The 12,196-nt window shown below is 58.7% G+C and carries 11 protein-coding genes; 3 read left to right on the top strand and 8 right to left on the bottom strand.

Features of this window, described 5'->3' with window-relative positions; genetic code table 11:
• The first annotated feature begins 396 nt into the window (after positions 1–396).
• From RBB44_RS00445 to RBB44_RS00435, 3 genes are all read left to right on the top strand, one after another.
• Positions 397–1,275 carry a helix-turn-helix transcriptional regulator gene (locus tag RBB44_RS00445; RefSeq protein WP_306147962.1) on the top strand — a complete coding sequence of 293 codons (879 nt, stop codon included), beginning with the start codon at positions 397–399 and terminating at the stop codon, positions 1,273–1,275.
• A gap of 19 nt (positions 1,276–1,294) precedes the next feature.
• Positions 1,295–1,762: a tRNA (N6-threonylcarbamoyladenosine(37)-N6)-methyltransferase TrmO gene (gene tsaA, locus RBB44_RS00440; protein WP_306147961.1), complete on the top strand. Its 468-nt coding sequence runs from the start codon at positions 1,295–1,297 to the stop codon at positions 1,760–1,762.
• Positions 1,763–1,850: 88 nt separating this feature from the next.
• A complete protein-coding gene (locus RBB44_RS00435; protein ID WP_306147960.1) occupies positions 1,851–3,962 on the top strand; it encodes a 3-hydroxyacyl-CoA dehydrogenase NAD-binding domain-containing protein in 2,112 nt (703 codons plus the stop codon).
• A 2-nt stretch (positions 3,963–3,964) separates the two neighbouring features.
• Here the strand turns inward: RBB44_RS00435 and RBB44_RS00430 are convergent, their stop codons facing one another.
• The 8 genes from RBB44_RS00430 to yegS all read right to left on the bottom strand — a co-directional run bounded on the left by RBB44_RS00430 (position 3,965) and on the right by yegS (position 12,192).
• Positions 3,965–4,753, bottom strand: a complete 789-nt coding sequence (locus tag RBB44_RS00430) for an SDR family NAD(P)-dependent oxidoreductase (protein WP_306147959.1) — start codon at positions 4,751–4,753, stop codon at positions 3,965–3,967.
• Positions 4,746–5,771 carry a phosphotransferase family protein gene (locus RBB44_RS00425; protein WP_306147958.1) on the bottom strand — a complete coding sequence of 342 codons (1,026 nt, stop codon included), beginning with the start codon at positions 5,769–5,771 and terminating at the stop codon, positions 4,746–4,748. Before RBB44_RS00425 ends, RBB44_RS00430 begins: the two co-directional genes overlap by 8 nt.
• A 10-nt stretch (positions 5,772–5,781) precedes the next feature.
• Positions 5,782–7,014 (bottom strand): acyl-CoA dehydrogenase family protein, encoded by a 1,233-nt coding sequence (locus RBB44_RS00420; protein WP_306147957.1) that lies wholly within the window; start codon positions 7,012–7,014, stop codon positions 5,782–5,784.
• A 10-nt stretch (positions 7,015–7,024) separates the two neighbouring features.
• Positions 7,025–8,011 (bottom strand): nitronate monooxygenase family protein, encoded by a 987-nt coding sequence (locus RBB44_RS00415; RefSeq protein ID WP_306147956.1) that lies wholly within the window; start codon positions 8,009–8,011, stop codon positions 7,025–7,027.
• 37 nt (positions 8,012–8,048) lie between these two features.
• Positions 8,049–8,537 (bottom strand): MaoC family dehydratase, encoded by a 489-nt coding sequence (locus tag RBB44_RS00410; protein ID WP_306147955.1) that lies wholly within the window; start codon positions 8,535–8,537, stop codon positions 8,049–8,051.
• On the bottom strand, positions 8,534–9,355 hold the full coding sequence (locus RBB44_RS00405) for an SDR family oxidoreductase (protein ID WP_306147954.1): 822 nt from the start codon (positions 9,353–9,355) through the stop codon (positions 8,534–8,536). Before RBB44_RS00405 ends, RBB44_RS00410 begins: the two co-directional genes overlap by 4 nt.
• Entirely contained in the window at positions 9,352–10,977 is a 1,626-nt protein-coding gene (locus RBB44_RS00400) for a long-chain fatty acid--CoA ligase (RefSeq protein ID WP_306147953.1), read from the bottom strand. The genes RBB44_RS00405 and RBB44_RS00400 overlap by 4 nt, the downstream gene beginning before the upstream one ends.
• Before the next feature lie 306 nt (positions 10,978–11,283).
• The gene (gene yegS, locus RBB44_RS00395) at positions 11,284–12,192 is read right to left on the bottom strand and encodes a lipid kinase YegS (protein ID WP_306147952.1); all 909 of its coding nucleotides are present in this window, start codon (positions 12,190–12,192) and stop codon (positions 11,284–11,286) included.
• Positions 12,193–12,196 lie beyond the last annotated feature (4 nt).

The raw sequence follows: 12,196 nt of genomic DNA, 5'->3' as shown, positions 1-12,196 counted from the left end.
GCATCAAAAAAAACTAATATTTTTTAATCACATGCTGATTGAATATTTTGCAGCGCGAAACAACTTCGGCAGAATTGCTGAGCCAAGCAATGATCAAAAAACACCTATTGTCCAACTGCATTTCCAGCGATCTAGAACGCTCTAAGGATCCATTAGCGGCAGAAAGACCAAACGTTTATGTGCGCATTCAAAACATACTAGATCGATTTAAATTTGCGGCAATGCACAACAACATTGCCTGCCCCTGTTCCGGCTGTGTGATCGTCTTTATTCAGGTGAACTGATGTTCAGCACGGTCAACCCAGCTGATCTCCAGCCTAGCTCTTTCGGCCGCTGACACCCCTGTGCAAGTCTTTGAAACTCCGCTAAGTTCAGCTTCCATACATGGGGATTGAAGTGCCACAAAGCGCCGGACAGCAACCTGACTATTTGACGACCCGCGAGGTCGCCGACCTGTTGCGGGTCAAAGAGCGCAAGGTCTATGACCTTGCAGCTGCCGATGAGATCCCGCACCGGCGCATCACGGGCAAACTCCTGTTTCCGGCTTCCGAAATCCGCGCCTGGATCGAAGGTTCTGGATCACTTGCACCGGAAGATCGGCCTGCGGTGATCACAGGGTCTCATGATCCGTTGCTCGACTGGGCCATCAGAGATTCCGGCTGCGGTCTTGCCACGCTGTTCAATGGCAGCCGGGAGGGTCTTGCCTGTTTTGGCGATCACCGCGCTGCCCTGTCCGGCCTGCATATACCTGAAGAAACAGGTTGGAACATCGGCTCCGCCTCCAAACTCGGCGTTACAGATGCTGTACTCATCGGCTGGGCCATCCGCAAACGCGGGCTTTTGGTCTCAAGCGACGCGGCTTATGACATTCATTCGGTTGCCGATCTCAAAGGCAAGCGCGTTGTGCGCCGTCAACCGGGCGCCGGTGCAGCGGCCCTTTTTTCAAGGCTTCTGGAAGCGGCCGGATTGAGCGAAGAGGATCTTCGGGCTTTTAGCGGATATGCCTACACCGAGAGTGAGGCGGCCGGGGCTGTTGCCAGCGGGGATGCGGACGCAGCACTTGGCGTTGAAGCCATGGCCAAACAGTACAAACTCGGATTTGTCCCGCTAACCGATGAACACTTTGATCTTTTGATCGACCGGAAGTCCTACTTCACTGATCCCGTTCAGCGGCTTTTGAACTTCACCCGGACGCAGCAGTTTCAGGACAAAGCCGCCAATATGGGCGGCTATGACCTCTCTCCGCTGGGCCGCGTCCGCTGGCTTTCTCTTTGAACGCAACAGACAGATTTTTATGACCGATATTCGCCCTCATGAAGTGTTCGTCCCGACCACGCCGCCCGAAGATGCCCAGCTGCGCTATATCGGGCGGATCCACACGCCCTGGGTGGAGCGCAAGGAGTGTCCGCGGCGCGGCGATCCAGAAAACGGGCCGGATTGCCGGATCGAGGTGTTTGAACCCTGGGTCCCGGCCCTGAAAAACATCGAGACCTTCGACAGCATCGAGGTGCTGTACTGGCTCGACCGTGCGCGGCGGGATCTGGTCATCCAGAATCCGGCACATTCCGGGGATGTTCGTGGGACCTTTGCGCTGCGTTCGCCCAACCGGCCCAACCCCATTGGCACCTCTCTGGTCAAACTGATCTCCGTCAACGGTCCGTTGCTGACCGTGCGCGGGCTCGACTGCCTCAACGGCACTCCTCTGATCGATCTGAAACCCGATCGGTGCGCCTTCACGGACAAACCGCGGTCCGGCGCGTAGTTCAAACGCGCTTACCCCGTTGGGTGGCTTGACAGACGTTCGTCAAGATTGCCAATGCTTGTCGCAACAATCATACGGGAGAAGCTCAATGGATACGCCGGTGCAATCCGCAGCCAGCAAAGTGAACGACGTGGTTTCCGTCGAAAAACTCGGCAATGTTGCGCTTGTCGCGCTCAACAATCCTCCGGTCAACGCTGCTTCCCATGCCTTGCGTCAGGGCATCCATCAAGCTGTTTCAGACTTGCAGAAAGATCCCGGGATCGAGGCCATTGGCCTCTACGGCGAAGGCCGCACCTTCATTGCAGGCGCGGATATCCGTGAGTTCGGCAAGCCCCCGCAGGACCCTTGGTTGCCGGACCTGTGTAACTTTCTTGAAAACTCGGAAACACCCATCGCTTGCATCATTCATGGCACGGCTCTCGGCGGCGGCCTGGAAGTTGCCATGAGCTGCCATGCGCGCATTGCAGTCCCCAGCGCCAAGGTCGGGCTCCCGGAAGTGACACTTGGCATTCTGCCGGGCGCGGGCGGCACTCAGCGCGCACCACGCCTTGCCGGAGTTGCTGCTTCTTTGGACATGATTACCAGCGGCAAGCCGATTTCGGCGCAAAAGGCTCTGGAGACCGGGCTGGTCGACACCATAGAAGACGGCGCGCCTCGCGATCTTGCGCTCAAAGCGGCGCAGGCCCTTGCAGACGGCACGTTGAGCCATCGCAAGACCGGCGAATTGGCGACGGTTGCCGATCCGGACGCCATTGAGGCCTACCGGCAGAAACTGCAAAAAACCCAACCGCTTTTGTTCTCACCGCACAAGTGCGTGGATGCGGTCGAGGCCAGCACACTGCCGTTGACTGAAGGGCTTCTAAAAGAGCGCAGCCTATTCCAGGACTGCATGGAAAGCCCGCAGCGCGCTGGTCTGATTCACGCCTTCTTTGCCGAGCGGGCCGTCTCGAAAATCCCGGAAGCCAACGAACCGCCCCGCCAGGTCTCAAAGATCGGCGTGATCGGCGGTGGCACGATGGGCTCCGGCATTGCGACCGCGTGCCTCCTGGCCGGGTTCAATGTTACCCTGACCGAACGCGACCAGGGCGGACTCGACCGGGGCCTGGCGACAATTGCCAAGAACCTCGAAGGCGCCGTTAAACGCGGCAAACTCGCGGCCGACAGACGCGATCAGATCCTCTCCGGCAATCTGTCCTCCGCGGTCGAATTGGGTGCCTTGTCAGAAGCCGATCTCATCATTGAGGCCGTGTTCGAAGAGATGGATGTGAAGCGCAGCATCTTCACCGAGCTCGACAAGGTGGCAAAGCCCGGCGCGGTGCTTGCCTCCAACACCTCCTACCTCGACATCAACGAAATCGCTTCCGTGACGAGCCGTCCGCAGGATGTGATTGGCCTGCATTTCTTCTCGCCGGCCCATGTCATGCGGCTTCTGGAAGTGGTCGTCGCCGACAAGACCGCGCCAGACGCGGTGGCGACCGGCTTTGCCCTTGCCAAAAAACTGAAAAAAGTCGCTGTCCGGGCCGGGGTCTGCGATGGCTTCATCGGCAACCGTATTCTCTCCTTCTACAAGAAGGCTGCGGATTACATGATGATGGACGGTGCTTCTCCAGAAGAAGTCGATACGGCCATGACCGATTTCGGGTTCGCTATGGGCCCTTATCAGGTTTACGACCTCGCCGGTCTCGATATCAGCTGGGCGACCAACAAGCGCCGCGCGGCCACCCGGCCAGCGGAAGAGCGCTACATCCCGATCCTCGACCGGATCTGCGAACAGGGCTGGTTTGGCCGCAAGACCGGCAAGGGCTTTTACATCTACGACGAGACTGGTGCCCGCCCGAACCCGGATGCCCTCAAAATCATTGATGAAGAACGGGCCAAGGCCGGGATCACACCGCGCAAGTTCACGGCAGAAGAGATCGTCAGCCGGTTCATGACCGCGATGATTTCCGAGGCAATCCGCGTTCTTGAAGACGGCATCGCGCTCCGGCCAATCGACATTGATGCGGTGTATCTCTTCGGCTACGGCTTCCCACGGTTCCGTGGCGGGCCAATGCACACGGCGGACCAGATCGGCGCAGCGGAACTCGTCAAACGCATCGAAGCCTTTGCTGAGGAAGACAGCTACTACTGGCAGGTTCCGGCTCTCCTGCGCCAAATGGCCGAGACCGGCGGCACATTTGCTGAAAGGAACAACGGCTAGTCCTAAACAGCGGTCAAGCCGCCGTCGACCGGAATGGCCTGACCGTGGACGGCCGTGTTGTTCGGGTCCGCGAGCCACAGCACCGCCGAGATGACTTCGTCAGACCGGATGACACGGCCCATCGGGCTGCGTTTGGTAAAAGCCGCATCGATCTCGCTGGCCGGCCTGTTCTGGCTTTCCGCCAAGGCTTCGGAAAAGTTCTGGTACATCGCGGTTTGCGCAAAGGACGGGCAGACCGCGTTGATCCTGACACCACTGCGCCCCGTCTCGTCCGCGGCCGAGCGGGTCAGGCCGACAACAGCATGTTTTGAAGCCGCATAGGCCGACAACATTCCGGCCCCAACAAGCCCGGCGGCTGAGGCCATGTTGATGATGGCACCGCGCCCGGCCTTGGCCATGACCGGGATCTGGTACTTCATGCCCAAAAAGACACCGCGCACATTCACCGCAAACATCCGGTCGAGATCCTCGACTGCGAGCTGGGTCAACGGTTTGAGATCGTGACAAACACCGGCGTTGTTGAGAGCAATATCAAGGGAGCCGAAACGCTTCAGGATTTGGTCAATATGCGCTTTGGTCTGGTCTTCATTGCCGACATCATAGGCTTCAATCAGAACATCTGCGCCCGTATCCTGAAGCTCGGCACGGATGCGTTCCAGCCCGCTCTCATCCCGGTCCGACAGAGCCAACCGCGCACCGAGCGCTGCAAATCTGCGGGCAGCTTCGGCACCAAAGCCACCAGCGGCCCCGGTGATCATGACCGTTTGGCCTGAAAAACGCTGATCAGCCATGCTGGATGGCCTCCAGGCCGCCCTTGGCAAAACCCGGTACCGCCTTGCCGAGTCTCAACCCCTGCTCCGGATTTGAGGCATTGCCGTCAAGCGCACGTTTTTTGACGCCTTGCAGGATCGCGCCCATCCGGAAGAAGCAGAACGCCAGATAAAACCCGAAATCCGGAATGCCGGAGATCCCCATACGCTTACAATAGGCCCCCACAAAAGCCTGATCCTCGGGAATGCCCAGCTCCTTGCGGTCAACGCCTGCAAGACCCCGGCCCTCGGCTCCCGGCGGACAGCGCCATTGCATGATGAGGGCTGCGAGATCCGCAAACGGATGGCCGAGTGTCGACAGCTCCCAGTCGAGCACCGCGACACACTCCGGACTATCTTTCGCGAACAGCATGTTGTCGATCCGGTAATCGCCGTGCACCAGCGTGCGCCGGCCATCGTCTTCCGGAATGTTCTGGTCAAGCCATGCAATCAGCTCGTCCATGTCCGCAATCGTCCCGGTTTCGCTCGCCCGGTACTGTTTAGTCCAGCGATCGATTTGGCGGCGGTAGTAGTTCCCGGCCGGGCCATAATCGGCCAGGCCAGCCGCCTCCAAATCAACGGAGTGGATGGCGGCGAGCACCCGGTTCATTTCGTCGTAGATTGCCGACCGGGTGACGGTATCGACGTCCAGGATCCGAGGATCATCAAAGTTCCGCCCTTCGACCAGATCCATGATGTAAAAGGCCGAGCCAATCACATCGTCGTCCTCACACAGAACATGCATCCGGGCGACCGGAACATCAGTTGCTGCGAGGGCCTTTTGAACCCGGAACTCCCGGTCAACGGCGTGTGCGGATTTCAAAAGCACACCCGGCGGTTTGCGCCGCAACACGTAAGCGCCGGAGGGTGCAGAAAGCCGGAACGTCGGGTTCGATTGACCGCGGTTGAACTTTTCTGCCGTCAACGGCCCTTCGAACCCCGTCAGGTTTTGCTCCAGCCAGGATGCCAGTCGCTCAAGATCCAGTGCCGCAGTGGTCATCAAACGAACCTCACCCGGCGTTGGTGTATTTGCGAAGCTCAACACGGGCGACCTGGCGCCGATGGACCGCGTCCGGCCCGTCGGCAAAGCGCAGGGTCCTCAAATGCGCCCACATGCTGGCCAGCGGGAAGTCCTGACTGATCCCGGCGGCCCCATGGACCTGCATCGCTTCGTCGACCACTTTCAGCGCCATCAGCGGTGCGATGACCTTGATCTTGCTGATCCAGGGCTGCGCTGCACGGGTGCCTTGCGTATCCATCATCCACGCAGCCTTTAGACAGAGCAGGCGCGCCATTTCAATTTCCATGCGCGCATTGGCGATGATGTCGTGGTTGGCCCCGAGATCCGCGAGTTTTTTGCCAAACGCTTCCCGGCTCAGCGCCCGCTTGCACAGGAGTTCGAGCGCCCGCTCCGCCTGGCCGATCGCCCGCATGCAGTGGTGGATCCGGCCCGGGCCGAGACGTCCTTGCGCCACTTCAAAGCCCCGCCCCTGACCCAGAACGAGATCAGCTTCCGGAACGCGCACATTGGTGAAGCGGATGTGCATATGGCCGTGCGGTGCATCATCAGTATTAAAGACATGCATCGGCCGCAGGACTTCCAGTCCATCAGCATCAGCCGGGATCAGGAACATGGAATGGCGGCTGTGCTTATGTGCGTCCGGGTCGGTGCGCGCCATTACAATATAAAGCTTGCAGCGGCTATCTCCTGCCCCGCTTGCCCACCATTTCTCACCGTTGAGCACCCATTCATCGCCGTCTTTCACGGCAGACAAAGCAATGTTGGTGGCATCCGAAGATGCTTCGTCCGGCTCCGTCATGAGGTACGCAGAGCGGATATCGCCGTTCAGAAGCGGTTTCAGCCAAAGATCTTTGTGTGCCTGCGTGCCATAGCGCTCCAGAACCTCCATGTTGCCGGTGTCCGGGGCATTGCAGTTGAAGACTTCGGCGGCAATGCCGACCTTGCCCATTTCCTCGGCAAGATAGGCGTATTCAACGGTGGTCAGGCCAAAGCCGCGCTCGCTGTCGGTCAACCAGAAATTCCAGAGCCCGCGTTCCTTGGCCTTGGCCTTCAACCCTTCCAGAATTTCGATCTGCCGGTCGGTGTGCAAGAACCGATCGCCGGAGGGGTGTTTTCCGACTTCCTCATGGTATTCGGCATCCAGCGGCGCGATTTCGGTTTCCACCATGCGACGCACCTGCTCAATCAGCGGGCGCACCCGGTCCGTTACTCCAAGATCCATAACCTATCCCTCAACAAATCTCGGCGCGCATCCGGGAGATGGCCGCCTTGTATTCCTGTTCCAAACGATTGACGACCTCGGCAGCCGGACCAACCGATTTCACCGCATTGATCCCTTGGCCGGCGCCCCAAATGTCGCGCCAGGCTTTCGGTAAATCATCGCCATCCGGCAGGATTGACGGCTTCCAGTCCGTCGGCAGATTGTCCGGGTCGAGGCCTTCCTTGGTGATTGATGACCTAAGGTATGTGGCTGGATGGCCGGTAAAAACAGCTGTTGTGATGACATCTTCCGCACCGCCTGCGACCATCATGTCCTTGTAGACATCGGCTGCATCCGCCTCATGCGTTGCAACGAACGGTGAGCCGACATAGCCGAAGTCTGCGCCGAGAACTCGCGCGGCCAGCAGCGCCTCACCGGTTGAAACCGCACCACCGGCAAGGACCGGGCCGTCGAACCACTCCCGGATTTCACGGATCAAGGCAAATGGCGATTGCGGTCCGCCATGGCCACCAGCGCCAGCGCACACGGCAATAAGACCGTCGGCCCCCTTTTCGATCGCCTTTTTGGCGTAGGTGTTGTTGATCACGTCATGAAGTGCGATGCCGCCACAGGAATGCGCAGCTTCATTGACATCCACCCGCGCGCCCATCGAGGTGATCCAGATCGGCACTTTCCAGCGGACACAGATTTCCATGTCACGTTCCAGGCGCTCATTGGTCTTGCGCACGATCTGGTTGACCGCAAAGGGCGCTGCAGGATTGTCCGGATTGGCCTGATTATGGCGGTCGAGTTCCTCGGTGATTTCCTGAAGCCAAGCTTCAAGCATGACCGGCCCGCCGTCTTCATCTCGTGCGTTGAGCGCCGGGAAACTCCCAATTACACCCGCTTTGCACTGGGCAATCACCAGCTTCGGGCAGGACACGATAAAGAGCGGCGCCGCGACGACCGGCAGCCGCAAATTCTGCAGAGCCTTTGGCAGCTTGCGTTTTTTAAGCATTTCGCCTCCCAACAAATGCCTCCCCAACTCGCACGGCTTAAAGTGCGCCAGTCTCCAGATAGAACCGGTTGAGCCAATCCGCCGACAGGGCCGGACGGCTCTCGCCCTCGATCTCCACGGTCGAGGCCCAGGTGATATCCAGTTCGCCAGGCTTTACCGCTCTGACGTCTTTCAAGACAAACCGGCCCCGGATGCGGGATCCGGACTTCACTGGGCTCAAGAACCGGACCCGGTCAAATCCATAATTGATCCCCATGGTCATACCCCTGATTTTGGGCTGCGCCTCGAGGCCCATGGCGGACAAAAGAGACAGGGTTAGAAAGCCATGCGCGATCGTTCCGCCAAAGGGTGTCCTGGCAGCAGCCGCCGGGTCGACATGAATGTATTGATGATCCCTGGTGACATCCGCGAAGGCATCGATCATGGCCTGATCGATGAGATGCCACGATGACACGCCGACGTCCTTGCCGACGAGACCGCTCAAGGCCTCGACAGGCAGGTCAGTGTCATCCAGATCCGGGATCAACTATAGGCCTCCTGAAACAGGTCCGGACCGGTTTCCACATTGATGCCGCCGCTGACCGGAATGATCGCTCCGGTGATGTAGCCGCCGCCTGCCCCGCAGAGAAACTGCAGGATCGCTGCGATGTCTTCAGGTTTGCCAACACGGCCAAGTGGCACTTGCGCCCCCACCCGGCTGCGGGTGTCTTCGTCTGCAGTTGCAAAAGCCGTCATCTTGCTGACAAACGGTCCGGGAGCCAGAGCGTTGACGGTGATCCGCTTGTCCGCAAGTTCCTTAGCCAGGATCCGGGTCAAGTGATGAACAGCTGCCTTAGATGCGGCATAGCTGTAGGCCCGGTCGCCATGCGGGGTTTCGCCCATCACCGAGCCGACATTAACCACCCGCGCGGGATCATCATCTGAGGCTGACGCTTCCAGCATCGGCAGCAGGCTTTGGGTCAGATGGAAGAGGCCGGTCACGTTCAGGCGCATTACCCGGTCCCAGGCTTCATAGGGGAATTGGCCGAGCGACATGCCCCAACTGGTCCCGGCATTGTTCATCAGAATGTCGAGTTTTTCCGTGCGCTTACCAATTTCAGACGTGAGTGCCGCAATACCGTCCTCGGTCGCGACATCCCCGCCGAACCCTTCCACCTTGCCGGAATAGCCCAGCGCATTGAGATCCTCGGCTGCCCGAAGGCAAGCCTCCTCCTTGCGACTGGCAATGAGGACGCGTGCGCCAGCCGCGCAGAGGCCCTCAGCGGCCATGCGGCCGATGCCGGTTGCCCCACCTGTGACAAGGGCTGTCTTGCCAGCGAGAGCGAACAGTTTTTCCGGGGTCATGCTGCGCCTTCTGCGAAGTTTTTGCGGAGGGTGAGTTTGGATACTTTGCCGGTCGCCGTCAGCGGGAGCGCATCGACATAAACGACGTCATCCGGCAACTGCCATTTGGCAAAATGCTCGCCCAGCATCTCAAGAAGTTCGTCCTTTGGCGGCGGCGCATCGTCGTCTTTCGATTGAATGATTAGGAGCGGGCGCTCGTCCCACTTTGGATGCGGCACGGCAATCACGGCGCAATTGGCAACGCCGGAATGGGACATGACGATGTTTTCCAGATCGAGCGAGCTGATCCATTCCCCGCCGGACTTGATAAGGTCCTTCGACCGGTCGGTGATAACCAGAAAACCGTCGGATGTAATCGCAGCGATATCCCCGGTGCAGAACCAGCCTTCTTCGTCAAACACCAGTTTTGAGGCTTCCGGGTTCTCAAAATAGCCCGACGTAATCGAGTTCCCGCGCACATAGAGATGACCCGGCGTCTTGCCGTCATGCGGCAGGCGGTTGCCCTCATCGTCGACAATTTTGAGATCGACACCAAAAACCCGGCGTCCCTGGGATTGTTTTCGGTCAATCCGGTCCTTCATGTTCCAGTCGTCCATGCGCGGCGGCAGATTGCCTTGCGTACCGAGCGGGCTCATTTCGGTCATGCCCCAAGCGTGGCAGACATTGACACCCTGCTTTTCAAACCCCTCGATCAGGGAGCGCGGCGCGGCAGACCCGCCGACGACGATATCGCCAAGGCCATCAGGCAGCCGGCCACGCTGGTTGATTTCATTCATGAGACCGAGCCAGACCGTCGGAACGCCCCAAGCGGAAAACACCTTCTCGCGCTCCATCAGATCGTAGAGGGATTTGCCGTCCAGCGCGCCGCCCGGGAAGATCATGCTGGCGCCGGACAGCGGCGCAGAATAGGGCAGCCCCCAGGCATTGACATGAAACAGTGGGACAACCGGCAGAATACGGCTGCCTTCCTGTAGAACCTTCGGGAGAGTTACGCACAAACTGTAGGCGTGCAGGACCGTGGACCGGTGGGAATACGAAGTCCCTTTTGGATTGCCCGTTGTGCCGGAGGTGTAGCAAAGGCCAGCGGCCGTCTCTTCCGGGAAGTCCGGCCAATTCATGTGATCCGGCTGACCATCCAGGATCTCTTCATAGCAGAGAACACCCTCCAGTGATGTTTCCGGCATATGCGCCCGGTCGGTCATGATGACGACACGCAGATCGGCAGGCAGGTGTTCGCGCAGCTTCTCTATGATCGGGACAAAGGTGAGATCAACAAAAAGCAAACGGTCCTTCGCGTGATTGATGATGTAGATCATCTGCTCTGCGGAGAGCCGCGGGTTGATCGTATGGCAGACCGCCCCAATCCCGGAGATACCGTAATACAGCTCAAAATGGCGGTATCCGTTCCAGGCAAGGGTCGCGATGCGATCCCCGACTTCGATCCCCAGCCCCTGCAGGCCATGCGCCAGTTGGGCAATACGTTTAGCCGTTTCACCGTATGTGGTCCGGTGAATATCACCTTCGGTTCGTACGGAAACGATTTCGCTGTCCGGAAAGGTATCAGCAGCAAAAGTGATGAGGTCCGCAATTTTCAGCGGACGATGCATCATCTGTCCCTTCATGTGTTTCCTCCCAAAAACACCAAAGTTGATTTCATGCGATCATAGGCAGGTTTTTCAGACCAAGACAAACTTCTCATTGAGAAAAATGACCTTCCGCAACTGCAGCTTAGCTCTTTGCCGTATGTCCTCTTATCTGGAGCACGCCCTCTTGAACTCTTGGCCTGACTTGCGCCGAATATCTGCCCGAACGGCTGTCAATTGCATCGGTGCTTGATCGCCTCACATCCATCATTAAGGCCGATCATTCCGCACCGCACTTCTACTAAGGACCGTATTGATTTTCACAAAAAGCCCGCTAACGGTTCGCTAGCGTATCATCTCAATTCGCGCCGGATGGGTCTCGATTTCCAGTTTGGAAGCGTGCAGCGGCTCACCATCGAGGTTCACCTGGACCTGGTTATCTGCCTCGATCCTCAGCGACTTCACTTTGCGCATGATGGCAATGTCCGGAATACGTTCCGGGTCCCCCTCAAGCACGATGGACAGGAACTCTGTCACCCGGTTTCGATCCGGCATCGGCAGAATGGTGAGGTCAAGAAATCCGTCATCCAGTTCGGCTGTTGGGCATAACCTGATCCCGCCGCCGGCGCGGCGGCCATTACCGATGGCAAGCGCCATGAACGCGCCCTCCCACGAAAACCCATCGGTTTCGATACGGCCTTCGCAGGCGGCAAGCTCTGAAAACCGATTGATCCCGGTGAAGAGATAGGCGGCCCCGCCCAACAACTTCTTCAGGTTCGGATCCGTTTCCGCGGTCACCCTCGTCCCAAATCCGCCGGTCGCCATGTTCACGAAGACACGGCCATTCACAGTTCCAATGTCCGTTGGCTTGGGTTTGCCTCTTGCGGCAAAGCGGAAGGATGAGACGATGTCCGATGGGTCCAGCCGGATGTGATGGGCGAAGTCGTTGGCGGTTCCGAGCGGCAAAACCGCGAACGCAAACGGGGGCTTTTCCTCCGCCTCAAGTCCATCGAGAACACCGTCCACCACAGCATGAATTGTTCCGTCGCCGCCGCCGCTCACCAGAACATCGATCTTCTTGTCCTGATGCTCTTTCAGAGCCTCGAGAGCAAACCGCTCGGTATCTCCGGCCTCATAAGTCACGCGCACAGAGACTTCGTGACCCATGTTCCGAACCGCATCTACAGCAGCACGGACATCGGCCCGGCCTGCGGATTTACCGTTTAGAATCAGACGCAGGTGACGTTTGCTCAAAAGA

This window comes from Roseibium sp. MMSF_3247, assembly GCF_030733765.1.
GTDB lineage: Bacteria > Pseudomonadota > Alphaproteobacteria > Rhizobiales > Stappiaceae > Roseibium.
Note: the sequence above shows the minus strand (reverse complement) of the source record. Positions and strands in the feature narration are given on the sequence as shown.